The sequence below is a fragment of the Zavarzinella formosa DSM 19928 genome, assembly GCF_000255705.1.
Lineage (GTDB): Bacteria > Planctomycetota > Planctomycetia > Gemmatales > Gemmataceae > Zavarzinella > Zavarzinella formosa.
The window spans coordinates 921,277-946,343 of sequence record NZ_JH636440.1 but is presented as its reverse complement, the minus strand read 5'-3'; the positions used below and the strand labels follow the sequence as shown (position 1 = coordinate 946,343).

Here is a 25,067-nt window from a genome sequence, read left to right as displayed (position 1 = left end):
GTCCGGTCCGCCTGACGCAACCGCGGCTTCGGGAGTTCTTCCATGACAGGCCTCCGGCTCGACTCATCGCTTCCCATTCCAAACGGTAATGTAGAAAATTCACAAGCTCCTTGGGGCGAATACCATCAACTCGGTTTGATGCGAACGAAAGGAGCGGAGCGTACCCGAAAGATTTGCCACACCACGGCGATTGAAGACAGACAATTCAACATGTCAGTCGTCGGAGATTTGACTCAATCCAAACCGTAAACTCATCTCGTTTGAGATTGCTCGCAGCCAGCGGCAAGATCATGCCAGCCGCCGATAGAGTTCCGCGTTCTTGCGCAGGACATAAGCCGCCGCTTGCCGGAATTGCTCGTCGGGCTGGTCCAGAAATTGTTCGACTCGTTGACGCAAAAACTCTTCCGGTGTCTGCCTGGATTGTTCGGCCCGTTGGCGCAGTTGAGCCAGATGATCGCCCGACACCGGGATCGTGATCGTTGTCATGTGGCAAACTCCTTGGAAACAGGCAAAGAACGAATGTCCTTTGAGATGCAGTGTAGCCTTGGGGTCGTTTCGACACAACAGCGGCATCCGGCGATCAGACAAGGGAATTGACCGCGAGTTCACAAAAAAATGCGGAATTGATTCTCAATTCCGCATTCCGAATTTCAGGTTGGTCGGCCTGATTATTTGAACTTGCTGTGGCAGGCGGTGCAGGCGCCGTCGATGGCGGTGAAAGCCTTGGCGAGGTCGGCCGGGGACGACTTCTTGGCGTGGGCGGCGGTCAGCAGATCCTCGGCTGCCTTGGCCATCTTGTCGTTGTAGGTCGCCCAGTCTTTCTTGGCGGCGGCGTTGTCGGCCTTGATGGCCGTCTTGCTGAATTCAGCGAGGACAAGCACGCGGTTGGCCAGGGCAATCGCCACTTCCGGCTTGGGGGCGGTGGCGCCCTTCTTGCCGTACTTCTTGATTTCTTCCTCGGCGCCAGAGGCATAGGCGACCGGCTTCTTGAAGTGGTGCATCACCAGTTCCACGTCGCCTTCTTCCACGCCGGCGGCCTTCGCCACGTCGATCTTTTCTTTCTTGGTGGCGGCGGCTTTCGGGGCGGACAGGTCTTTCGTCAGTTCGCCAATCTTTTTGAAGTCCTGATCCTTGGCGGCCTTGGCGATCAGGAGAGCTTGATCGCGGATGGCGGCCATCTTGGCGTCGTCTTTGCCGCCGATGCGGGAGTTGGCGTAACCGGCGACATACAGGGCCGTCGAGCGGATGCCGTTGGCGGCGTTGTTCTTCACCGGCTTGGCGCCCTTGTCCCCGGCTTCGGCCGCCTTGGCGATGAGCTTGGTGTCGGCGTCAATCAGAACCTTGAACTCGTCGTCCGTCACGTCAGCCGCGTGGCTCAAACCCGTGATGGCCACGATCAGGGCCGCGCCGAGCAATGCCCGGCTCCATGTGTGCCGCATCTGTCCGTCTCCGTGAAATGAGAGTGTTAGTCGTTGGTGCGTTTCAAGGGGCAAGAGACCCCGAACCGAACGGAACGGAAGGTATCCTACCCTTGAGGGTTTCTAGTTTCTAGTTTCTAGTTTCCAGTTTGTCGCCTTCCCGGCCGGAATTCCAAAACTGTTTTCAAGTCGGAAGTTGGAAGTTCAAACTTGGAACTTGCCCCGTTTAACTATCCCCCAGCAATGCAGGCACCTTCTCCCGCAGGTGGTCGATCTCCGGGATCGTTTCGCCAAGGTAGGCGAGCAGCCGAAGGTCATCCCGGCTCACAGTGCCGCCGGAGAGGAGCCACGCCCGCACGCGGAAAAGTTTGTACAGCTTCACCAGTTTCCGGTCGCTGATGAACACCTTGTCCTCGCGCACCAGTGTTTTCACCAATCGTTGGAACTCGCGGAAGACATCATCGGGGAAGTAAACGTTGCGGTCGTTTTGCTCCTCGCCCCGGCCATCCCCCTGCTTGCGGGCGAACATCAATGTCAGATAGCGGTTCGCTTTCAACAGATCGTCGAGGGAGCAATGGCCTTCCACCCACGGCTTCTGGTTCAGGTTCTTGTATGCCTCGTTTTGCAACCCGGCGTCGATGAGTTCTTGGAAATGGTCCTCGGCCACGCTGCGGCTTTGGATCTTCAACACGAAGCGGTCTTTCAGGGCAGAGAGTTCCCCCTGTTCGGGGATTTCATTGGTGGCCGCGAAGAGGATTCGCAACGGCACCGGTTCCGGCTGGCCGTCCTGATAAAACTTTTTCTCGTTGATGATGGTCAGCAGGATGTTCAGGATGGCGCTGTTCGACTTGAAGATTTCATCAAGGAACGCCAGTTTCGCCGTGGGGAGTTTCCCCTGCTTGCGGCGGATGTAAGAGCCATCGCGGAGCTTGGCGATATCAATGGCCCCGATGATCTCGGACGGTTCCGTGAACCGGGTCAGCATGTACTCGAAGTAGTCTTCCTCGTTGAGGCCGAGGGCGTCCTTGAACTTCAGCACCAAGTCCGACTTGGCCGTGCCGGGCGGCCCGACGAGCAACAGCGGCTCTTGGGCGATGGCCGCGACCACCATCAGGTCGATGACTTCCTGCTTGCGGACAAAGAACCGCCCCAGCGATGTGCGGAACCGGTTGATCCGCGTCCGCAGGGCGTCGGCCTCCCCTTGCAAATCGGCCAGCGTGGCGTCTTCCGGCCGGGTTTTCCCTTGCACCATGTTGAACCATCCTCGTCGGTTGTCCGGGCATTCTATTCCAGAGGCGCCCGGCGAAGGAGGGGTTCGATTCAGTCGTCATCCGGGTTGCTCAACATGCGGATAATCTGGCGGGCCAGATGGTCGTTGACCTCACGATGTCAGGGAACTGCTTGGGAAACACCCGTGTTTGGATTCTGATACCAATCGTGTTTGGCGCCATGACGAATCAATTCACATCCGAAGCCGGTGATGATTTTGATGAGATCGACTCGTTTCATCCGACCACCAACTCACCGACCTTGCGGACTCCCGGTATCTGTCCGCTGGTGAGGTCTGCGTGCAAATCCTTCAGATGCTCAAGCAAATCATCCACCGTGTCGCCTTGGGTCCAGTAATCAGGATACTCGGTGAAGTATCCGAGCCAGGCATCATCTTCCTGCCAATAAACGTATTTGACGGTTTGCATGCGGATATTTCCTCTGGATCTGGCCTCGGAGGGTACGTGAAACGATCCTCGTCAGTTAAGTATTCTATCCCCGAGCCACCCGGCCAACGAGAAGCTCAAACTCCGGGGGCATACGAACTCTCCTCACCCCGGCGGCAGTGGCGGCGGCACGTTGGCGAAGAGTGATTGCAATTCCGGCACGCTCTCGGCGGCGGCCCATCCGGCCATGCCGGCTTTCCACACCAAAGTTGACCGGCTCATTTCGCCGCCGCGCAGTTTGGCAGCGATGGTGTTCAGGTCCAGCGGGCCGACTTGCTGGCCGTTGATCCCGGCGAAAAACGTCGCCGCTTGCGGCAGCGGCGGTGGCATCGCCCCGGCTCCGACGGGGGATTGCCCCGGCCGGAGGGCGTCCATCATCGCCCCGCCCATCGCCACCCCGGCCCCGAGACCGGCGCCGATGCCCGCGTTGCCGCCGGGATTCTTGGCGGCCTCCTCGATGGCGTTGGCGGTTTGGAACTTCGTGTATTGATCGAGGTTCCCCAGCACGGAAATTTGCGACCGCTTGTCGAGAGCCTGCTCCACCTCGGGGGGAAGCGAGATATTCTCGACGAAGAACTGCGTGATCGACAGTCCCATGCCCTGCATTTCCGGGGCGATCCGCTCGCGGGCCAGCGTGCCGATTTTCTCGTAATTCCCGGCGAGATCCAACATGGCGATCTTGGACTGCCCCAGCACGTCCACGAACCGCGACACGATGGCGTTCCGCAGTTGATTGGCGATCTCGTAAGTCTCAAAACTCGGGTCCGTGGCGACGAGTTGTTTCAAAAACGTGCCGGGATCGGACACGCGAAAAGCGTAAGTCCCGAAGGCCCGCACCCGCACCGGGCCGAACTCGGGATCGCGGACCATGAAGGGATTTTGCGTGCCCCATTTTTTGTCGGTCCACTGCTTGGTGGAGACGAAGTAAACCTCACACTTGAACGGCGACTCGAAGCCGTATTTCCAGCCGAGGATGGTGGACAGGATGGGCATGTTCCGCGTGTCGAGCGTGTACATGCCGGGCGTCTTGACGTCGGCCAGTTGCCCTTCCTTGACGAAGACGGCCGCCTGCCCCTCGCGGACGATGAGCTTGGCCCCGTTCTTGATTTCGTTGTTGTAGCGTGGGAATCGGTAGCAGAGGATGTCGTTGTTCGAGGGCTCCGTCCACTCGATGATGTCGATGAATTCGCCGCGTAACTTGTCGAGCAGACCCATGACCGATCTCCGCCATTGAGAATGTTGCGAGGTTGCGGGGTTATTCTCATCCACCCCTGTCAGATTTGCAATGAAAAGCCCATTTTGTGCCCCAAAACCCGATCAGGCGAGACGCGACACGTCAAAAGCCGTTCGTTTTTTAGAATTGAAATTGCCTTACTTTTGGCCCGCGAGAGGCTCTCATTTGCGAAAACATTCAAATAGATCAATAAACTTCAAAATAACTTGTCAGTCCTTACTTCATCTGTCGAAACAAAAATCTTCTTGCCGTCGTTGACATGTCTGCTACATTATCTTTCCGATAAACAAGGCCATGCGTGGTCGCGGTCACTGACCGCCTGACCGGAACAGAGAAGGTGTTATGTCCATTCGGATGCGTGTGCACGACCGCGAACCCATTGGCGCGGCGCTTCGGCGGTTCAAGAAACTCTTGGAACGAAGCGGCCTGAAGAAGGAACTCCGCAAGCACGAGTACTACGAGAAGCCCTGTGAGCTTCGCCGACGGGCCCAACTGCGCAAGCAACGGGCGATCCGCAAGGGCGTCGAAACGCCGATGTAACCCGGCGACCGAGATCATCAAAACAGAAGAACCCCGCCGTTAACCGGCGGGGTTCTTTTGTTTTCCGGGGTCGGCCGCACACCCCGATCACTGCAAGTTCTGCAACATTTCCCGCAACGGCACCAAGCGCTGGCCCCGGCAATCTTCGTTCAAAAGGGCCTTCAGAAACCGGCGGCGAAGCTCGGCCTGCAAGTCTTCCACGGCCGAAACCGTCGTGCTGGTCAGCGGGATGCAGCCACCGGCCCGGCGATCGTGGCCACCGGCTTTGCCGAGTTTGCCGACCACCCGGCGCAACAAATCACCCGCCTGCACGCCGTGCAGGGAGGTTCGCAGGGAAAGCACCAGTTTGTCCCCGCAGACGCCGCCGCACAAGGCCCAGTCCACTTTGTCGAAACGGACCATGAAGTCCACGATCTCGGCGGCCTGCTCCGGTTGCGGCAGGTTATTCACCCAACTGATGATGAGCCGGTCGTAAATGAACGAGCTTTGCAACGCCTGGAGCAGCACTTCAAAGTGATGGTGCGGCAAGCGGGCGTTGCGGATCTGGGCGACAATGTTCTTGTCCGCGAGGGGAAACAAGAATTGCAAGGCCCCGTCGTCCACTTCGGTCGCTTCGCGGGGAAAGCCGGAAACTTCCGTTTCGATGCCGTAGGTCAAGGCGGTGGCCACACGGGCGGGGATCGGAACTTCCTGTTCAATCAAATAGCGGGTAACCAGCGTGCAGGTGGCCCCCAACGAGGGGCGAACGTCCACAAACGGGACGCCTTCCAAATCGCCGGGAGTCGTGTGATGGTCGATCACCGCGTAAAGCAGCACATCACAGCAGAGGGTGTGCCGGCCGGTGTTCGGCTGGCTGTCCACCATGACAACCACTTCCCCCGGCTGGAATTCGAGTTCATCCACCGGAATCAGGTCAAGGTCGAGCAGTTCGACCATTTCCTTGTTCTCGGCCCGATTGATGAGGCCGTCGCGGCTCATCCGGGTGGGGATGCCCAGCTCGTGTTCCACGAGGTGGGCCAGCCCAAGCATGCTGCCCAGGCTGTCAGGGTCGGGTTGCACGTGAGAGACAAAAGTAACGCGGGAGACATCCTTGAGACCCGCGAGAAAGCGGTCCGACCTTCGCAAGCCCGAGGGTTTCCCGCTCGTGACCGGCTCCGGATCGGCGCAGCGTCGCGCCATGGTTCGTAATCCTTCGTTCACATGGGCGCCGGCGAGACTCCCGCCGACAGTGTACCTATATCCAGTATACCGACCCAGTGAATCGACCTCTGTTTTACCCGCTCGCAGCCCTCCCGCCAAGCGAAGAAACGGTTAACTTGCCCCCGCCCGGCGGCCAAAGGTCATTTTTTCTTCGCAACTGCCTTATCCTTCGACAGTTGCATCACCCGCTTCCATTGTTGTTCTGAAACACCCATCACAGACAATCGTGACAACCGGACCAAGTCCCACGTTTCCAGCGACTTGTCGGCTTTGATCTCGGCCAGCGTCACCGGATGTTCCAACCGGCGTATAAATTTCATTTCCACAACCACCGCCTTCTCGTCTCCCTCCGGAGTTGTCGGATCGGCGGCGACCTCCATCTCCCCCACGACGGACTTTTCCTTGCCCGTGTGGTAGAACAGCACGCGGTCACCGGGTTTCATCTGCCGAAGGTTTTTGCGGGCCACCGGATTGGCGACGCCGTCCCAAGTGGTCGAGCCGTCCCGCTCCAAGTCGGCCAGCCCGTAGCAATCGGGTTCTTGTTTGCAAAGCCAGAGGGCCATTTGCGCTCCTTTTGGATGAAGAAAAAGACTTCTCGCAAAGTTCGCAAAAAGTCGATGGAACGAAGGATGTTTTTTCACCCGATATGGATCGGCGATTTTTTCATTGGTCCTTTGCGAACTTTGCTATCTCTGCGAACTTTGCGAGAGGTCTTCTTTTCCAGACTTCACAAAGAAGTCCCAGATCAGCCGGTTGGCGTCAGCCTCGGTTGAGATGGGGCCGCCGAGTTTTTCGCCGAGTTTGGCCTGCCCCCCCGGCCAGTGATGTCCGTGATTGGCGAGATACAACACCGGGAAGTTCTCGGCATTGACGGGCGTTTGGATGGCCTCGGACCACCGGCGAAGCGTCTCGGCCACCGGCGGGCGGTCCGGCAGTTTCCCCCACGGCGTTTTGGCGGTTCCTCCTTGGAAAGGAAGGATCGGATCGTCTTTGCCAATCATGTAGATGGTGGGAATCGGCCCCAACACCGGCGGCGTGATCCAGCAATGCCCGGCGACCGGGGCGATGGCCCGGAAGCGCTTGGGGTCGCTGGCCGCGTAACGAAAGGCCATCCCAGCCCCGTTGGAAAATCCGGTGAGAAACAATCGTTTCGGGTCGATCTCCGTCCAAGTCGGCAGGTCACCGAGGACTTCATTCAAGAACGAAACATCGTCGGCCTTTCCCCGGCCGGACCCGTCGCTCCATTCCTGCGGATTGGTGAGAAACTTCGGTTCCTTGGCCGGATCGGCCGCCACTCCCTCGGGATAAACAACCACGAAGCCATTGGCATCCGCAAAGGACGACCACCCGGTTTCCTCGGCCGCAAACTCGGCCGTCCCCCCGGCGCCGTGCAACATCATCACCACCGACCACGGCCCGGCTCCCGGCGGGATGTGCAGGAGATATGACCGCCGATGACCGCCATGTGGCAGGGGAATGCGGTGGGTTCCTGCGGAGAGAAGTTTCAGGGTCGTCATGAGGGTTTAGGGTTTGGGGTTTAGGGTTTGAAAGACAGACAACTGCGTCGATTCGATCAAACACCAGCATCCAGTTCAATCATCTCCAAACCTCATTTTTCTAAACCCTAAACCCTAAACCCCAAACCCTAATCGGTACAATATCCCGCATCTCACGGGTGCGCGTTCATGAGTACTGAAGCCGAAAAACTCCTGATCCAACAGATCCGAGCCGGGGACGAACGGGCGTGGGAGCGCCTGATTAATCTCTATGAAGGCCGGTTGCTGGCCTTCGCCGTCCGGCGGGTGCGGGACCGGGCGTCGGCCGAGGATATCGTGCAGGAAGCCTTCATCGGGTTTCTGAACTCCGTCCATAACTTCGATGAAAAGCGGGAACTGCAAACCTATCTGTTCACGATCACCTCATACAAGATCACCGACCACCTGCGCCGAACCGGCCGCCGGCCCGCCCAGACCGGCGAGGAGGCGGCCGAGCGGATGGCCGACGAATCCGACGACAAGCAACGGGCCGCCTCCAGCATGGCCCGCAGCCGGGAACGGGTCGATTTGGAATCGGCCATCATCGCCCGCAGCCTGAAACAAATGATCGACGCCTGGCGGGACAAAGAGGAGTTTGCCCGCATTCAGGTGTTGGAACTGATTTTCGTCAAAGGATGGGCCAACAAGGAAGTGGCCAAGTTTTTAAGCATCACCGAGCAGCAGGTGGCCAATTATCGCTTCGCGGCCATGAAGAAATTGAGCGAACATGTCCGCGAAGCCGGCCTGCCGGGAGATGTGTTTCCGGAACTCGCCGAGGTGAAGTGAGCGGGCTGGAAAAAGGCCAAAAGCCTCTTCATTTTCGGAAAAAGACCGTCATTGCCGCCGGATTCGACTTCCGCGTGTTTGGCCCCGTCGCTTTCAGGAAAAAAACAGCAAGGGTCGGGGCCTCCCGGCGAACAACTGTCGACGCCTTCATTGGTCATTCAATCGGAAACTCTCGCATGCCATCCCTGCCGCCGCCGATGCCCGCCGGATCCGACGGGCCGCCGCCGATTCCACAGGCCGAGCGCAAGGCCCCGCCGCCGGGGCGCAAGTTTCCGTGCAAACAGTGCGGGGCGAAGCTCGATTACGATCCGGAGGCCCGAGGGCTGAAGTGCCCGTATTGCGGCTTCACGGAAGTCATCGCCCCGGCCGACGAGAACACGCGGGCCGAGGAAATCAAGGAACATGATCTCGAAGAGTTCCTCGCCACGCAGGAAGAGGCCGCCCATGCCACCATTGGCGGGCACTCCAGTCAGGTGACCTGCGCCGGGTGCGGGGCGGTCATCCTGCTTCAGGACAAGGTGGCGACGGACAAATGCCCCTATTGCAACACCCACTTGGAAAACAAACCGGAGGAAGTGAAAAATCTGATCGCCCCGGAGTCTGTGCTGCCGTTCGCCCTGTCGGACCGGCAGGCAAGAGACTCCTTCAACAAATGGCTGTCGGGCCTGTGGTTCGCCCCGAGTGAGTTGAAGCAACTCGCCAACCTCGGCCAGTTCTCCAGCATGTATTGCCCGTACTGGACCTACGACGCCATGACGTACACCAGCTACAACGGCGAACGCGGCGACGACTACACCACCACGGAAACCTACACCGATTCGGACGGCAAACAACAAACCCGCACCGTGACGCACACCAGTTGGCGCCGGGTCTCCGGCGAGGTGCGACACTTCTTTGACGATGTCCTGATCCGGGCCGCGAAAACCCTTCCCCAACATCTGGCGGACAAGTTGAACCCGTGGGCGTTGCCTTCCTTGGAGCCTTACAAGGACGAATACCTCTCGGGCCATCAGGCCGAGCGTTATTCGGTGAGTCTCACCGACGGATACGGCGAGGCCAAACAGGTGATGCGCGATCACATCACCGGGCTGATTAACCGCGACATTGGCGGGGATCATCAGCGCATCCACTGGCGCCAGACGCAGCACAACGCCGTCACGTTCAAGCACACGCTGCTGCCGGTGTGGATCGCCAACTATCGCTACCGGGAAAAACTGTTCCAAGTGCTCGTCAACGGCGAGTCTGGCAAGGTCGCCGGGGATCGGCCGTGGAGTTGGTTCAAGATCCTGAGATTGGTGTTTTTAATTCTTCTTGCAATCGTTTTGGCGGCGGTCCTCGTCAGTAAGGTCAGGGGATCGTCCGCGCCCGCGAAGCCCCGTGCCTCCCTTCAATCGGTTTGCGCAAATTTGCCGGATTTTTCCGAAGAAAATAGTTTTTGCGGTCCGTTTGTTTCCACCCGGTGTTAAGGGTCGTGCCGGATTGTTTGCCTCCGTTCGGGAGGCGAGTCCGGCCGTCTGTTTTTGTTCCGATGACACCAAGTGTCCGGCCGGCGAGGGTTGGGGGAAATTTTCCGCTCCCTTACCTTTTCTCCCTTCCTCACCGCCCGACCCTTTCGGGACATTTTGGACAGATTGCCGGGCGAGTGGAATTGTGCCCCCTTGACTACTCAACGTAGTATGTTGCTAATCGAAAACTATCGACCGATCCGGATGGGACCGGGTCTCCAAACCATCTGACATCACGAATCGCCTTGCCGTCGGTTGCATCCGGTGTTGAACCACCCATCCGCAGACTCACTCGCTGCTTATTTTTTTGATTTTTCTGGTTCGCCAGACGGCCGGTTTTTGGAGACAGGTTAAACGCGGATTCCGGGGGCATGGGAATCCGCGACGGTTTGGTTGGCTGGTTATATTTCTCTATCTTCCGTGGGTTCGCAGGGCTTTCTCCGACAACCCTTGTCGGCCGGTCCTGTACGAGAGTGAGTTTTCCATGAATCTCGAGTCCGTGTTTGGCAGCCTTCGCCGCAAATACATGAACAAGGCCGCCAGTCAATCCCGGAGCGCCCGCTCCCGCACACGTCTCAATGTTCAAACACTGGAATCCCGGGAAGTCCCGGCCGTCCTCCCGGACCCGATCATCGACGCCACGACGATCCGGAACATCCCGGACAACCCCGCGACCCCAAACCCCGCCTTCCCGAACAACGACACGGCGGTGACCGTCGTCCAGGATCCGTTGAATTCCAGCTATCTGGTGGCGGCGTCGGTCCGCCGGTTGCGGGATAACAACGGAAACCTGACGACGAACACGGAAGTGGCCCTGACCTACTCCAGCAACGGAGGCTCTTCTTGGGTGAACGGCGGGGTGCTGCCCAACGGCACCGATCCGATCCCGACCACCGCCGATTTCTCAACCTTTGTCACCTATTCAAATGTCAGCAATCCGTCGCTGGCCTTCGACCGGTTCCACAACTTTTATCTGACATACACCGAGCACAACGTCGCCGGGGACAGCGGCCGCCTGGTGCTCCGCAAGTACAACTTCAGCGGCACGCCTTCCGCGGTTCAGATCAACCGCTTCGGCAGCACCAGTGATCCCGAGGCGACCGTCTATCAATGGGCCGGCACCGACCCGGCCTACAACCCAACCGTGGGCGTTGACGCGAACGCCCTGATCGGCCAGCCGGGCGGGCCGACGGCGAGCGACAACCAAGTTGACCCGCTGGCCGAGACGCAGACCGACGAAGATCACGTCAAGGTGTTCGTCGCCTGGAACTCGGCGGACAAGGCGCCGACGGGCGCCACCGCCAACTATGTGAACAGCACGGTCCGGATGGTGTTGTCCAGCGACGGAGGGGTGAGTTTCAGCCCCTCGGTGATCGTGAACGACACCGGCCATTTCACCGGCACCACCAACACGCAGTACACCGCGCCCAAGATCACGTTCACTCCCGGCCGGGCCGACCAGGCGGGGTCCGGCGGCCAGATGATCACGGCGTTCACCGCCAAGTCTGACACCACCGCTCCGACCATCGTGACGGACGTGGCCTCCTTCGGCGCCGCCAATGTCAATCCGGCGCTCGACAACGAGCCCAAATCTTGGGAGGGAAGTTCCAGTGTGAACGCGATCCTCCCGAATGCGTCCACGTTCACCCCGCCGGGCGGCAGTGCCGTGACCGTTCCGGGGGTATTGGATTACACCATCAACGTCCCGTCCGGCTCGGGCATCACAGATCTTCAGAATCTGTCCGTCAAACTGGCTCTTCAGCACAACGACCTGTCCGAGCTTAAGATTGTCTTGATCGCCCCGGACCAGCGTCTCACCGATCCCCAGGCCCCCGCGCCGCGACAGATTACCCTGCTCCGCAGCACGAAGCAATCCGGCACGGGCACCGGCATCACGGGAACCTTGTTGGGCCTCACGGACAACACGTCGGGCAACGATGACTTCGCCGTTGGCACGACCTTCACGGACGACGCCGGCCGAAGCATCCGCGACGCCACGGCGGCCTCCCCGTTCGCCGGTGATTTTCGTCCGGAAGGCGGCAGCCTGGACAACGTCTTTGGGGGAATGACGGCGGCCGAGCTGGAGGGCGACTGGACCCTGGAATTCACCGATTATGTGGCGACGGATCTCTCCCAAACACAGTTCCAGGATCTTCCCAAGATTTTGCGGGCATCCATCCAGATGTCGCAGAATTTCAACGACGACCTTGGCACGGACCACGCTTCGGGCATTGCCGTCAATGGCAACAGCATCACCGGCCTCAACAACCCGACGGTCACGCCCGCCAATCCGGCGGGCGTGGGATCCGGCGTGTCCCTTGCGATTGACAACACGGCCGGCAGCTTCAGCCCGTATCAGAACCGGTTGTATGCCGCGTATGTCAGCGGCGGCAATGTGACGGTCAATTACAGCGACGACGGCGGTGTTCGCTGGTCCTCCAAGCCCACGGTGATGGGGCCGGGCTTCAATCCGGAAATCGCCGTGGACAACGCCACCGGCACGGTGGTGGTTTCCTACTATTCATCAGCCCAAGACCCGAGCGGCAAGCGCTCCCTGATGATGATGGCCACCAGCATTGACGGGCCTGACCTGACCATCAACGGCGGCCTCCCCAACCAGGCGCTGGTGTTTTCCAAGGCGGTCGCGGTCAATCCCACGGACACCGCTTACGATCAGATCACCAGCAAAGACGTGACGATCGAAAGTGTGCCGAGCAATCCGGCCAACCTCGGGCCGGAGGCTTACGGCAACCAGACCGGCCTGACGGTCCACGGCGGCAAAGTCACCCTGCTCTACACCGGCAACGTCGACCGGACCTTCACCAGGGACGGCACGACATCCCAGATTCGCACCCAGAACATCACCATCTCCAGTGGTCCCCGCATTATCGCGGCCGACACGGGCTCCATCCTCGGCGGGGCTGAGATCGAGGATGACAGCAGCGGTTTCCCCAGCATCATCGACTACAACGGCCCCGCCGCCAGCGGCCAGGCCCAGTTCGAGAAGTTTTACGTCGAATTCGACCGCGTGATCGATCCCTCCACGTTCACCAAGGACGACGTGAAGATCATTTACCGCGCCCCCGGCGCGGACCCGACCAGCAACGGCACCCAGATTGCGGCCGGAAACGTGGTTCCGCTCGACGATATTCTTGATCCGGTCTCCGGCAATTCCTATGGCTCCAAGCGGTTTCTTATCACCCTGGCCACTCCGCAGACGGCTGTCGGGACATACAGTTATGCGATTGGCAACTTGGGCGTTTACGACGGGGGCCGGTTTGGCACCACGGACATCAACGGGATCAGTGATCGCATCCCCAGCGCCTCGAATGTGCTGAGTGTGTTGCCTGCCGATCCCGCCAACGACGTTTACGACAGCAGCCAGTTTGCCGCCCCCGGTTCGCTTCCGTTGCAGATTTCCGATCCGTTTGGCGGGGTCATCACGACCGAATCGAGCACGATGACTCTTCCCGCCACGCCGAATGGCGAGGTGGTCGGCAAGCTCACGGTGACAGTCAATGTCACCCATACGGACGTCAGCCAATTGCGGTTCATTTTGCAATCGCCGACCGGGCAAAGCGTCCTGTTGATGAACAACGGCGACGGGTTCGGCTCAAACCTGACCCTGACGACGTTCGACGACGCCGCCACTGACACGATTGCCAGTACGTTCGATATTGCCCCATACACCGGCAATTACAAGCCGCTGACCTCGCTGAGCGCGTTCTTGGGCACGCGGGTCGACGGGGACTGGACGCTGTTCTGCCAGGACTCGGTGACCGGCGACGAAGGAACGCTGGACAGTTGGAGCTTGAATATCACCAAGGCCAACGTGGTTTCGGGCACCAAGTCCGGCAACCAGATGGACCAGAATGGCAACTCGATCCAAAACGAAGGCGCCACGGATGCCTTCTCGGTGCCGGAGTCGCAGAACGGCACACCCTTTGTCCTCCCGTATGTCCCCGTGTCCCTGCCGGTCACGGTTCCCGGTCCTCGCATCGTGGAATCCCAGCCAATTGGCCAGCCGAACGCGGCCGACAACGTCGTCGTCAACGCGACCGGTTCCGGTTTGGACGTTCAGTTCGACCGCACGATGAGCACGCCGACGTTCACATCCGCGGACATCCTCCGTCTGATCGGGCCGGCTGGCGACTTGCCTCTGACCGGCATCACCGTCACCCCGATCACCGCCCTCGGCGGCACGGTGACCACCGGCAATTCCAGGTTCTACCGGATCACCATCCCGACGCAGTCGCTGGCGGGGCAATATCAAATCCAGTTGTCAAGCGACATTCGGGACGCGAGCGGCGCCACCCCGCTCACCGGCAACCAAATGGACAAGGACTCCAACGCCGGAGTCAACATCCTGCTCGGATCATCGGCGAATGCCGCGGCCACAATCCCCCGGTCTTACGGCGGGACAACGTCCGTGAGTGTTCCAGCCCATAGCAGCGCGACGGCCTCCATCAACATCAACGGAACGACCGATGGCTATTTGGTGCAAAAACTGACGGCCGCCCTGTCGATGACCGTTCCCGGCGGCGACCTGCGAAACATCGAAGCCCGGCTGGTTTCGCCGGACGGCAGCGTTTCCGTTCAATTGTTCACCAACATCATTGGCCCGAACACCGCCATCAGCAACGTGACGTTCACGGACGATTCAATAATCACCCCGACCATCTCGGCCGTCCCCGTGCAGGCCGGGTTCAGAAACGGCGGGTTCAACAATCCGATCTCGCCGCTGGCCCAGTTGAATGGCATGCTGGCCAAGGGGATTTGGCAACTTGTCATCAACAACAAGGGGGCCGTGGCCGCCAACGTCACGCAGTTTGGCCTCACGTTCACCCAACCCCTCTTGGGAACGGGCGTGGGTGACGCGGTGGCGGACCAGACGTCCCTGAATTTCCGCATCTTCCAGGCGGACGCCTCGACGGCCACCGCCAAGGCGAACTGGAATCCGGTCGGCCCGGACGGACAGACGACTGGCGGCCTCAGCACGACCACCAGCGGGCGGGTGAGCAGCCTGCAAGTCGATCCCTCCGATCCGTCCGGAAACACCGTTTACGCGGCCGGTGCCTCGGGCGGTGTGTGGCGGACGACCAACTTCCTGACGCGGGATCCGGCGGGACCGTCTTGGGTTCCCCTCACGGACTTCGGGGCCAATCAAACCACCACGGACCCGGCCACCGGCCAGGTGCGCGACGGCCAGTCCATCAACGTCGGGTCCATCGCGGTGTTCAACAACACCAGCGATCCCTCCAAGACCGCGATTCTGGTGGGCACCGGGTCCGAAGCCTTGAACATGCAAAACGGCGGGGTGAGCGGCAACAACTACAACGGCGTCGGTTTCCTGTATTCTCCGGACGCCGGGAAAACCTGGCAGGTGCTGGACAGCAAGACCAACTACGGCGTTCCCGTGGGATCGAAGGCCGGCACCGCCGCGAAGTTCCTTCCGGTCACGGATACCCAGCGTAACCATCAGTTCGTTGGCTCCGTCGTCCTGAAAGTGATGTTTGAAAAGAAACTCGTCAACGACGGCACCGCGCCGATCATGTATGCGGTCGTGGGCCAAGGCGATACGCCGGCCGCCGACAAGACGGCGGGCGTGTGGCGCAGCCTCAACGGCGGCCAGACTTGGACGCAGATTTACCAAGGAGACGCGACCGACTTCACCATCAGTGAAGGAAGCGCCCAGCCCAACACCTCCAACCGGCCGACCAACGCCTTTATCGGTGTTCGCGGCACGGGCGTGTTGTTCACCACCAATTTGACGGCCAACGTCCCGAATTGGGCCCTGACGAACGGGCTGTCGGGTCGCCCGGATGTCCGGCAACTTGACACCAACGGTTTTTCCGTTGCCGTGCCGGTTCAGGCTCCCGTGGACACGCCCAACGGGGCCAAGGGCCGCATTGTCTTGGTGACTCCGCAGTTCATCAACGGCAATCCCCTGGCGAACCTGTACTACAAGGACTGGGTGGTCGCGGCCGTCTCGACCACGGCCGGCAAACTGGATGGCGTGTACGTGTCCAAGGACAAGGGCGCGAACTGGACCAAGCTCAACCTGAACACCACCCAAGGATTTAACGACACCAGCCCGGACATCGAAACCCTCAACGGGGCGCCGTTCAACAACTTCTTCTCCGGCAGCGACGCGGATGTCACCCTGTCGCTGGCGATGGATCCGCAAAATCCGAACATCCTTTACTTGGGTTCGGACCGCCTGATCAAGATTGACATGACGCTGGTCAATGATCCGTACAAGCTGCAGATGTACTCCCATTCGGATACGACCGGGACTCTGTACGATCAGACGACGGGTTCTGTCTCCGACACCTCCAACGCCGGCGGCGGTTTGATCTCCACCGATTTCACCAACCCGGATGCCCCGCTTGGATTGAGCAGCCTCACTCCGATTGACAACGCCTATGATCTCGCCCTCGGGGCTGATCCGCGACGCAACTGGAACTTCTTGAACATGGTTCGGGATCCTTATCAGCCGTTCCAGACCGACACGACGCTCAGCACCAAGAACCTGGCGGCTTTCCAAAACAACGGGACCGAGGTCACTTGGCTGCAGCCCGCCGTGGAAAACTTCACAACGCTCGCCGGTAAGGTCGTCGGGTTGGTCGAACCGGGGGCCGACTTCGACAGCGTGTCCAGCCTGCTGACCATTGTGGATCCGCTCACCGGAACCACCCGGGTGATCTGGGGCCATGACCAGGGCATCGGAACCTTCGTTTCCAACACGGACGGATCGATCCAGACCGTCAACGGGTTTAATCAACCGGCCGCGGGGTTGCCGAACGACACGGACCTGCAAGTCAACGGTTCGCGGAACGGGGACATTTCAATCGCCCGGCTTTACTCCGGCGATGTCCAGCCCAGTTTGCTTGCGGCCAGTATTTCGCAATCGCTGTTGGCGGCGGCCGCCCGCCGCACGGACGACGTGTTCGAGTCCGACGCGGGGATCCTCGGCACGGGTGACACGACCTTCAGCAACGACGGCCGCGGCGACATCGCAAGCTACGTGGCCACGGACAAGACCGGCTCCGGAAACGTCTATATTCTGCGGGATCCCACATCCATCAGCGTTCCGACGGATTTCTTCCAGATTCAACTCAACGGCTCGACCCCGATCAGCCGCACGCGCGGGCTGTTTGACGCGGGGTCCGGCGGGGCCGCCCAGTGGAACACCGTGGTTCGCCAGTTTGCCGTCAATCCGATTGACGGCAACGCCATCGCCATCAGTTCCAGCGTCGGCCGGGTCTTTGCCACGACCAACCTCGGGCTGGACTGGAACGTGATCGCCAATCCGTCCGATTTGGACGGATCCTATGCCCCGGCCATTGCCTACGGGCCGCCCCAAGTGGCGGTTGCCGGTCAGGCGGCCCCTGCCTTGGATGATTATGTTTACGTCGGCACGAACAACGGACACATCTATGTCCGCAACGGGGTGCAGGCGCAAAACTGGACGAACATCTCGGGAGCCGCCGGGCTGGACGGCTCGCCCATCGTGAAGATCGTCCCGAGCACGGTCCGCGGAAACAACTCGCTTTACGCGGTCACGCAAGACGGCGTGTATTACATGTCCGACTGGACGAAGCCGGCGAGCACTTGGAAGAACGTCAGCGGCAACCTGTTCGCGCTCAAGCAGTCCGCCTTCAGCCTCGGGGCCGACTATAGCACGTCTGTTTTGGAGCACATCACCTCGCTGGCGGTGGACTGGAGGCCGACTTACTCGTCGTCGGCGGCCAGCCCGGTGCTTTATGTCTCCGGGGACTCCGGCGTCTTCCGCAGCATCGATGGCGGCGTCACTTGGGCGCGGTTCGGGACCGGGGCCAACGGCGGCGGTCTGCCGCTGGTCAAGGTGTCCGATCTGGAGCTTGCCTTGGGCAACACCATCCAGACCACGGGCCGCACCGATCCGTCCGGTTCGCCCGACCTTCTGCTGGCCACGACGCTCGGTCGCGGCATGTGGACCATCGCCCTTGGCAAGCCGGCGGGATCGTCCGGTCCGAAGATCATTCCGGAAAACACGACCCCCAGCGCGCCGATCACCGGAAGCTTCTCCTCGTTCACCGTGGAATTTGACAGCTTCATGACGCCGACCTCGTTCACGAGCGACGATGTCACGATTGTCGGGCCAAAGGGGAACATCATCCCCTCCAGCGAGTTCACGGTGACGGACGTCACCGTGCCCTCCCCCACCGGGTCGAATTTGCACAACCAGTTTGAAATCGACCTGCTGAATCCGCTGACGGACGACGGATCCTACACGATCACCATCGGGCCGAACATCACGGACGGCGGCGGCACGCCGATGAACCAGGACGGCGACGCGATCAACGGCGAGGCGGTCACCAAGACCTCGGTCGGCGACGCTTATCGCTTCACCGTGGTGCTGGGCAACAACGACATTGCGGACTTCATCAATGATTCGTACCAGCAACTTCTGGGTCGTCCGGTCACCAATGCGGAATACGTCAAGGCCGACCCGGCTCTTGAAAAAGCCCGCCTCACCGGCTTGGGTGTCGTCGTCAAGGAGTTGTTGAGCGGCTATTCCCCGGCCGTCGCGGCCACCCCGACCAGTCCGGCGATCGCCGCCTCCTATGGGGACGAGACCGCCCGCATTCAGGAGATCAAACGGTTGTTCGTGGGCGCCGGGCCGAACGAAATCGGCAACTTCCTGCCGAACTTGAACGGGGCCGACATCGACACCCAGGTGGCCACGTATGTCACCGCCATCAAGAACGGCACGATGAGCCCCGAGAAGGTGGTCATCCTAATCACCTCCGGTTTGGATTATTTCGCCTCCACGCAGTCGAATATTAATAATCCGAATGCGGACGAGTATCTGACCAAGCTGTACGCCGATCTGTTCAAGGGCGTGGCCATCAATCCGCTCACGGATCTCACTCCGGCGGTGCGGGCCGCCCAAGAGAAGCAAGCGCTCACGCCCACGGGTCGCAATGCTCTCGTCACCAGTTTGGTCAACGGGGCGGTCGTGTCATACACCCACAACGGGGCCAAGCTGACAACCAACTACCGGAACAACTTCATCACGCTGGCCTACCAGCAGGTGTTCGGTCCGGGACGGGTGGTCACGGCGACGGAGCTGGCGGCGGCCAAGACGGCGATGGCCAAGGCCCTGGCCAAGAACACGCTGGCCGGTTCGGAAAATGTGTACGCCTTGATCTTTGCCAGCAAGGAATACTTCGATCTGCAAACCCAGAACGAACCGGCCTCTCCGGCCGGGGATCCGGCGGACAACGGTTTGCACACCGACCGCTCGTGGGTTGAAGGGGTCATCAAGGATCGTTACTTCGGCCGCACTCCGGATGCCGACGGCCTGTTCTCCACGATGGCCGAGCGAGACCGGTACAGCCAGAAGGTGCTGGACACCTTCAAGACGGCCCGGCAAACCTTCGTGCGGGCCATCACGGCTCTGCCGGAATACAAGCAAAAGCAAGTCACCACTTACTATGCGTTTGTTTACGGCGCCAGCCGCGTTCCCACGGCGACGGAACTGACCACCGGGGCGAAGTATGCCACGATCCCGAACCTGATCGCGACCCAACTGGCGTCGGCCGAGTTCGCCTCCACCACTCCTCCGGCCGGCCCCGGTTTCCAGACGATGTATTCGATCACCGGTGTCGATCCCAACTCGTCAATCCTGACAAGCGGCACGGCGGCGCAGATCAAATACAATCTGGCCATCGTCTGGGCCAAGGCGACCTACAAGCTGCTGTTTAATGTTGATTTGCCGATTCTGAACGACAACACCGGCACGCAACTGGATTACTTGGCGAAGTACTCCGTCACTTACGGCCGGGCATCCGCAGCGCTCGCCGTGTTGAACGCAGTGGACGGAGCGGCGGACACCTTGGCCACGGCGTCGAAGTTCAAGCCGACCGTTGGTCCGGGCGGCACTTATCGGGAAGTGTTGATCAATCAATACTACAACGCCACTCTGGGCCGGAACGTGGTGGGTCTGGTGGCCGGGCATGTTCCCTCTCCGACCTCGGAAGCCGGCAAGGCCCTGACTTTCTTGAAGACCAACCGCTGGGAATACCTCCAGGCGGACATCATGCTCAGCCGCGATTTCTTTGAAATCGTCGGTTGAGATTGAACGAAGTGAACACGAGAAAGGCCGCCCCAACGGGCGGCCTTTCTTTTTTGGGTGATGATGACCGGCCGCCGATTATTTCCCGATGAGCTTGTTGAATTCCGCCTCGGTCAGCACGGTCACGCCGAGCTCGCGGGCCTTTTCCAGTTTGCTCCCGGCCTCTTCGCCGGCCACCAGATAGTCTGTTTTCTTCGAGACGCTTCCCGTCGGTTTGCCGCCGAGGTTTTTGATGAGATCTTCGATTTCCTTGCGGCCGTAGCCCGACAGCGTGCCGGTGACGACGAAGGTTTTGCCCGTCAGCGCCGTTCCCCCGGCCGGGACGGCCCGCTTGTCTTGGGTCATCTTCAGGCCGAATGATTTCAACTCGGTGATGAGTTTTTCCCCCTCGGGGCGATGCAGGAACTGGTGAACGCTCTCGGCCCGTTTGGGGCCGAAGCCTTTCACCTTGGCGAGTTCGTCCGCGCTGGCCGCGAAGAGATCGTCCATCGAGGAGAAGGTGTCCGTGAGGAGTTCGGCCATGCTCTCGCCGACCGAATAGATGCTCAGGGCCGAGAGTAACCGGGCCAGCCCGCGATCCTTGCTAGCGGCGATTCCATCAAGCAGGTTCTGGGCTTTCGAGTTGGCGAATCCTTCCAGCGTGAGCAGTTGTTTCTTTTCCAGCCGATACAAATCGCTGACGGATTTGACGAGTTCCGATTCCACCAACTGTTTGGCGACTTCCTCGCCAAGACCTTCGATATCCATCCGTTCCCGGCGGGCGAACGAGATGAGCCGCTGGGCCGATTGGGCCGGACAACGGCCGACGTCCATGCACTGGTAGCCATAACTGCTGGCCGATTCGTACTTCTCGACCGGGCCGCCGCACACCGGACAGGTCTTCGGCCAGACGAGTTTCTTCTCTTTGCCGGTCCTCGCCTCGACAACGACTTTCACGACCTGCGGGATGATTTCCCCGGCCTTCTCCACCACGACGGTGTCCCCGATGCGGGCGTCAAGTTGATCGACAACCGAGGCGTTGTGCATGCTCGCCCGGCTGACGGTTGTTCCCGCAAGACGCACCGGCGGGTCGAACAGGGCCACGGGGGTGAGTTCGCCGAACTTGCCGACGGAGAGTTCAATGCTCCCCAGTTTGGTCATCGCCTGCTCGGCCTCGAATTTGTACGCCCTGGCCCACTTGGGGGATTTCGAGGTATAGCCGAGCCGCTGTCGCTGGGCGAAGTCGTTCACCTTGATGACCATGCCGTCTGTGTCATAGGGCAGGTCGTGCCGTTTCTCATTCCACGAATTGCAATGGGCGATCACTTCTTCCATCGTCTCGAAGTGGGCCGTGTGCGGATTCACCGGGAAACCAAACTTCCGCAGGTGATCGAAGAGTTCCAATTGCGTGGCGATGGTCAGCCCTTCGACAACGCCCGCCGAATAGGCGAACAGCCGGAGTTTTCGTTTGGCCGATTGCTTCGGGTCAAGCAATTTGAGTGTCCCGGCCGAGAGGTTGCGGGTGTTCTCGTAGGGCTTTTCCTTCCCCCCGGCCGTGCGCTCCCGATTGATGCGGACCAGTTCGGCCCGTGTCATGTATACTTCGCCACGAATCTCGAATGTGGCCGGGGGAGTGTCGGTGTTGAGCTTGAGCGGAATCTCGCCGATGGTCCGCAGGTTGTGGGTCACGTCGTCCCCCACGTCGCCGCTGCCGCGCGTGGCGCCGACTTTCATCATGCCGTTTTCGTAAGTGATCGACATGGAGACGCCATCGATTTTGAGTTCGACGGTGTAGCTGATCTTCTCCCCCCGGCCGAGGGACTTGCGAACGTCGAGGTCGAATTTTCGCAGGTCGTCCGCATTGTAACTGTTATCAATGGAGAGCATCGGCACGCGATGGGTGACCTTCTCAAACCCCTCGATCGGCGCCCCGCCGACTCGCTGCGTCGGGCTGTCCGGTGTCAGCAACGCCGGGTTTTTCTTTTCGATCTCCTTGAGTTCGTCAAGAAGCCGGTCAAACTCCCGGTCGGACATTTCGGGGGCGGCGTCCACGTAATAAAGGTGGTTGGCCCGGTTGAGCATGTCTCGCAATTCGGCAGCGCGTCTGGCCAGATCCATGAGAGATTTCCCCGCACAAGTGATGGGGGGATTGTGGGCCAAGACGGGGCGTTTAGCAAGGTGCGTTGACGAGAAGCCATTTCATCATCCGGCTTCCCGAGGGGTGAGGCGGCTTTTGGTCAATCCGACTCGTTGGGCAACGGGTTCGCCGCGAAGGTCCACGCCTCCACCGGGCGGCCTTCGATCAGGTGTTCCTGCACGAACAGCGGAATGCGGTCGGCCGTGAGGTTGGCGTACCAAGTTCCCTCCGGATACACCACGGCAATCGGGCCCTGCTGGCAGACCCGCAGGCAGCCGGCTTTGGTCCGGTAGCAGGCGTTGGGGCCGGCGCTCAGGGAAAGGTTCTTGTCCTTCAGTTCTTTTTTGAGGGCATCCCACGCGGCCTGGCCGGCTTCCGCGGAACAGCACTCTTCCCCCACGCACAGGAACACATGCCGGTGATAGGAGCCGATGCCGAGTTTCCCGGCCACCTCGGGCAATGAACCGGATTTGTCAGGCTTTCCCATGTGTCCATTCTCCTGGCCGCCAATCGCATCCCGGACGTAATTGTTTTACGGACCACCGGCCATGCGTTACACTGTCCCGACCTACACCTATGGAACGGAACCGACAAACGTGAGATTTCTCCTCTCCCTTGGGATCGGCTGCATGGCGTGGACGCTGGCGGCCGGCGAGCCGAAGACGATCCAAAACACCCTCGGCATGAAACTCATCACCATCCCGGCGGGGTCGTTTGAAATGGGTTCGGGGGACGCGCCGCCGAAGACAATGGCCGAGTATGCCAAACGGGATTACGACGAAGCCCCCGCCCATCCGGTGAAAATCTCGAAGCCTTTCCTGATGGGCATTCATGAGGTGACCAACGCCCAATACGAACAATTCGACCCCGAACATCAGAAACTTCGCGGCCGGGACGGCGTCAGCAAATCGGACAGCGAACCCGTCACGTTTGTCACTTGGAACGAGGCCGTCGCGTTTTGCGACTGGCTGTCCAAGAAGGAAGGGAAGCCCTATCGCCTGCCAACCGAGGCCGAATGGGAATACGCCTGCCGGGCCGGGACAACCACGCCGTTCTCGACCGGGGACAAAATCACCGATGCCCAAGCCAATATTGGCCCATTGTCCGACGGGAAGCCAGCCGCGAGCTTGACAACGCCGGTCGGCAGCTACCCCGCCAATCCGTGGGGCCTGCACGATATGCACGGCAACGTGATGGAATGGTGCCTCGACTGGCACGGGCCTTACGAAGCGGGGGAACAAACCGACCCGATGAGCCGGGCCGCCGGATATGCGAGAATCGCCCGAGGGTGGTGCTTCCACAAGCCGGAGAAGGTGTTGGGTTTTGGGTTGAAGTACTGGCGCAGTTCCAACCGCTCCGGCTTCCTGCCGATTGACGCCAACCGGCTGACCGGCTTCCGGATCGTGCAGGCCGAACTTCCGGCGACGAAGCCGTTGCCGGAGGTGATTCCCCTGAACCGGCGGGATGTCAAACAAACAGCGGAGGCGGCCACCCCGGAGAAAGACGCGAAGCCGTTTTATGTCAACTACGCGGCCAACGGGAAGAACGCCGCCATGCCGAAGGATGCGTTCGGGCCAATTTTCGCCAACCATAATCACTTCGCGGCCGTGTGTGTCTGTCCGAACGGTGATGTGCTGGCGTGCTGGTATTCAACCGTCAGCGAACAGGGCCGCGAACTCGCCCAAGCGGCCACCCGCCTCCGGGCCGGGTCCGACCAATGGGAACCGGCCTCCGCGTTCTTCGACGTGCCGGACGTGAATGACCACGCCCCGGTGTTGCTGCGCGACGGCAAACGGATCTGGCACTTCTGCACCCAATCGCTGCGAGGTTGGGACAACGCCAGCAACATCGCCCGTTATTCAGATGACAGCGGCGCCACCTGGAGCCAGCCGACGATCATCCTGAGCCGGGACGACCCGAAACATCTCAGCCAGCCCTGTTCCGCGTTCGTCGGTCGTGATGGCAAAATCGTGCTGGCCTGCGATGGCGACAACCACAAGGATGAACGCCTGATCGTCAGCGGCGACAACGGCAAGACTTGGAAAGTGGCCGCCGGGGACATGCGGGCCGCCGCCGGGAAATACGCGATCCACCCGGCGGTCGCCCCCGCCAAGGATGGCCGCATCATTAACTTCCTGCGCGGCCCGGACCCGATGCCGGTGCAGTTCTCCAAGGACGACGGAGACACCTGGACGCAAAAAGACACCCCGTTTCCGGGCATCCACTCCGGCCAGAAAGCCGTCGCCCTGCGATTGAACAGCGGGAACCTGCTGCTCATCAGCATCGACAACTCCAAAAAAGTGGTCGACGGCGGCGGCACCTTCGCCGCCCTCTCAACGGACGACGGCTTGACGTGGCCGCACCTGCGAAAACTCGACGGCGTCACCGGCTACATGGCCGCCGCCCAATCCCCCGGCGGGGACATCTTTGCCGTGGGTTCCCGGATGAGCGCCGTCAAGTTTAACGAGGAATGGCTGAAGGAAGGGAAGGCGTTTCCGTAACCCGCAAACGGAGTGTTCCCCCGCGTCGCGGCTGGCGAGTTTTGATGTTGCGCTTTTTTGGGGATTGGGTTTTCGATGGTGATAAAAGCGGGTGAGGTTTTTCCGGAGTGTCAGTCGCGGACCTCACCCCCCCCGGCCCCTTACAAGGGTAGGTCATGCCGGGCGATAAATTCAGCCTCGGAGAATTCCGGGACGGGTTGGGGGACGGGCCAGGCTTCTTGAATCAGCCGTCCGGCCAGTACAACCCCCGCCATCAGTCCCGCGATAATCAATCCCAGGCCGACCCGAAACAAGCGATGCTCCCGAGGACGGCCGTTCGGCGGGGCGGGCCGTCCCGGCAGGGGCGGGACGGTCTCGGGACGGGGCTCTCCCTCCGCCAGTCCCCCCGTCTCGA

General features: G+C 60.5%; 15 protein-coding genes and 1 pseudogene. 5 read left to right on the top strand and 11 right to left on the bottom strand.

Translation table 11 applies throughout. The features are described from left to right. Positions 1 to 288: 288 nt before the first annotated feature. From BGIM_RS0115120 to BGIM_RS0115090, 5 genes are all read right to left on the bottom strand, one after another. The gene (locus BGIM_RS0115120; protein WP_020470599.1) at positions 289 to 486 is read right to left on the bottom strand and encodes a hypothetical protein; all 198 of its coding nucleotides are present in this window, start codon (positions 484 to 486) and stop codon (positions 289 to 291) included. A gap of 182 nt (positions 487 to 668) precedes the next feature. Beyond that, the gene (locus BGIM_RS0115110) at positions 669 to 1,439 is read right to left on the bottom strand and encodes a cytochrome c (protein ID WP_020470597.1); all 771 of its coding nucleotides are present in this window, start codon (positions 1,437 to 1,439) and stop codon (positions 669 to 671) included. Positions 1,440 to 1,644: 205 nt separating this feature from the next. Next, on the bottom strand, positions 1,645 to 2,670 hold the full coding sequence (locus tag BGIM_RS0115105) for an AAA family ATPase (RefSeq protein WP_020470596.1): 1,026 nt from the start codon (positions 2,668 to 2,670) through the stop codon (positions 1,645 to 1,647). A gap of 253 nt (positions 2,671 to 2,923) precedes the next feature. Beyond that, the gene (locus BGIM_RS0115095) at positions 2,924 to 3,115 is read right to left on the bottom strand and encodes a type II toxin-antitoxin system HicB family antitoxin (RefSeq protein ID WP_020470594.1); all 192 of its coding nucleotides are present in this window, start codon (positions 3,113 to 3,115) and stop codon (positions 2,924 to 2,926) included. Between the two features lie 123 nt (positions 3,116 to 3,238). Further along, entirely contained in the window at positions 3,239 to 4,348 is a 1,110-nt protein-coding gene (locus BGIM_RS0115090; protein WP_020470593.1) for an SPFH domain-containing protein, read from the bottom strand. Between the two features lie 361 nt (positions 4,349 to 4,709). Between BGIM_RS0115090 and rpsU the strand changes: the two genes are divergently transcribed. Beyond that, positions 4,710 to 4,907: a 30S ribosomal protein S21 gene (gene rpsU / locus BGIM_RS0115085; protein WP_020470592.1), complete on the top strand. Its 198-nt coding sequence runs from the start codon at positions 4,710 to 4,712 to the stop codon at positions 4,905 to 4,907. 87 nt (positions 4,908 to 4,994) lie between these two features. Here the strand turns inward: rpsU and BGIM_RS0115080 are convergent, their stop codons facing one another. The 3 genes from BGIM_RS0115080 to BGIM_RS57515 form a co-directional block, all read right to left on the bottom strand. Further along, on the bottom strand, positions 4,995 to 6,086 hold the full coding sequence (locus BGIM_RS0115080) for a DHH family phosphoesterase (protein WP_020470591.1): 1,092 nt from the start codon (positions 6,084 to 6,086) through the stop codon (positions 4,995 to 4,997). A gap of 161 nt (positions 6,087 to 6,247) precedes the next feature. Next, entirely contained in the window at positions 6,248 to 6,670 is a 423-nt protein-coding gene (locus BGIM_RS0115075; protein WP_020470590.1) for an EVE domain-containing protein, read from the bottom strand. 123 nt (positions 6,671 to 6,793) lie between these two features. Further along, a complete protein-coding gene (locus tag BGIM_RS57515; RefSeq protein ID WP_020470589.1) occupies positions 6,794 to 7,624 on the bottom strand; it encodes an alpha/beta hydrolase family esterase in 831 nt (276 codons plus the stop codon). Positions 7,625 to 7,792: 168 nt separating this feature from the next. On the opposite strand from BGIM_RS57515, the gene BGIM_RS0115065 reads away from it, so the two are divergent. From BGIM_RS0115065 to BGIM_RS0115055, 3 genes are all read left to right on the top strand, one after another. After that, positions 7,793 to 8,428 (top strand): RNA polymerase sigma factor, encoded by a 636-nt coding sequence (locus BGIM_RS0115065; RefSeq protein WP_020470588.1) that lies wholly within the window; start codon positions 7,793 to 7,795, stop codon positions 8,426 to 8,428. A 176-nt stretch (positions 8,429 to 8,604) separates the two neighbouring features. Then, entirely contained in the window at positions 8,605 to 9,894 is a 1,290-nt protein-coding gene (locus BGIM_RS0115060; protein ID WP_157369010.1) for a hypothetical protein, read from the top strand. A 523-nt stretch (positions 9,895 to 10,417) separates the two neighbouring features. Beyond that, a complete protein-coding gene (locus BGIM_RS0115055) occupies positions 10,418 to 20,056 on the top strand; it encodes a proprotein convertase P-domain-containing protein (protein ID WP_020470586.1) in 9,639 nt (3,212 codons plus the stop codon). A gap of 78 nt (positions 20,057 to 20,134) precedes the next feature. Here BGIM_RS0115055 and ligA read toward each other — a convergent pair whose 3' ends face one another. Both ligA and BGIM_RS0115045 read right to left on the bottom strand, forming a co-directional pair. Continuing rightward, the gene (gene ligA, locus BGIM_RS0115050; RefSeq protein WP_020470585.1) at positions 20,135 to 22,153 is read right to left on the bottom strand and encodes an NAD-dependent DNA ligase LigA; all 2,019 of its coding nucleotides are present in this window, start codon (positions 22,151 to 22,153) and stop codon (positions 20,135 to 20,137) included. 119 nt (positions 22,154 to 22,272) lie between these two features. Next, positions 22,273 to 22,659, bottom strand: coding sequence for a (2Fe-2S) ferredoxin domain-containing protein (locus tag BGIM_RS0115045; RefSeq protein WP_020470584.1), 387 nt, complete (start codon positions 22,657 to 22,659; stop codon positions 22,273 to 22,275). Positions 22,660 to 22,720: 61 nt separating this feature from the next. Here BGIM_RS0115045 and BGIM_RS50460 point away from each other — a divergent pair, with 61 nt between their 5' ends. Next, positions 22,721 to 24,673 (top strand): SUMF1/EgtB/PvdO family nonheme iron enzyme, encoded by a 1,953-nt coding sequence (locus BGIM_RS50460; protein WP_020470583.1) that lies wholly within the window; start codon positions 22,721 to 22,723, stop codon positions 24,671 to 24,673. 140 nt (positions 24,674 to 24,813) lie between these two features. Here the strand turns inward: BGIM_RS50460 and BGIM_RS67140 are convergent. Beyond that, positions 24,814 to 25,067, bottom strand: a pseudogene (locus BGIM_RS67140) (hypothetical protein); the annotation flags it as partial.

Coding starts and splice junctions, on each gene's coding strand:
- BGIM_RS0115120 (WP_020470599.1), bottom strand. CDS start 486: ATGACAACGATCACGATCCCGGTGTCGGGCGATCATCTGGCTCAACTG.
- BGIM_RS0115110 (WP_020470597.1), bottom strand. CDS start 1,439: ATGCGGCACACATGGAGCCGGGCATTGCTCGGCGCGGCCCTGATCGTG.
- BGIM_RS0115105 (WP_020470596.1), bottom strand. CDS start 2,670: ATGGTGCAAGGGAAAACCCGGCCGGAAGACGCCACGCTGGCCGATTTG.
- BGIM_RS0115095 (WP_020470594.1), bottom strand. CDS start 3,115: ATGCAAACCGTCAAATACGTTTATTGGCAGGAAGATGATGCCTGGCTC.
- BGIM_RS0115090 (WP_020470593.1), bottom strand. CDS start 4,348: ATGGGTCTGCTCGACAAGTTACGCGGCGAATTCATCGACATCATCGAG.
- rpsU (WP_020470592.1), top strand. CDS start 4,710: ATGTCCATTCGGATGCGTGTGCACGACCGCGAACCCATTGGCGCGGCG.
- BGIM_RS0115080 (WP_020470591.1), bottom strand. CDS start 6,086: ATGGCGCGACGCTGCGCCGATCCGGAGCCGGTCACGAGCGGGAAACCC.
- BGIM_RS0115075 (WP_020470590.1), bottom strand. CDS start 6,670: ATGGCCCTCTGGCTTTGCAAACAAGAACCCGATTGCTACGGGCTGGCC.
- BGIM_RS57515 (WP_020470589.1), bottom strand. CDS start 7,624: ATGACGACCCTGAAACTTCTCTCCGCAGGAACCCACCGCATTCCCCTG.
- BGIM_RS0115065 (WP_020470588.1), top strand. CDS start 7,793: ATGAGTACTGAAGCCGAAAAACTCCTGATCCAACAGATCCGAGCCGGG.
- BGIM_RS0115060 (WP_157369010.1), top strand. CDS start 8,605: ATGCCATCCCTGCCGCCGCCGATGCCCGCCGGATCCGACGGGCCGCCG.
- BGIM_RS0115055 (WP_020470586.1), top strand. CDS start 10,418: ATGAATCTCGAGTCCGTGTTTGGCAGCCTTCGCCGCAAATACATGAAC.
- ligA (WP_020470585.1), bottom strand. CDS start 22,153: ATGGATCTGGCCAGACGCGCTGCCGAATTGCGAGACATGCTCAACCGG.
- BGIM_RS0115045 (WP_020470584.1), bottom strand. CDS start 22,659: ATGGGAAAGCCTGACAAATCCGGTTCATTGCCCGAGGTGGCCGGGAAA.
- BGIM_RS50460 (WP_020470583.1), top strand. CDS start 22,721: ATGCGTTACACTGTCCCGACCTACACCTATGGAACGGAACCGACAAAC.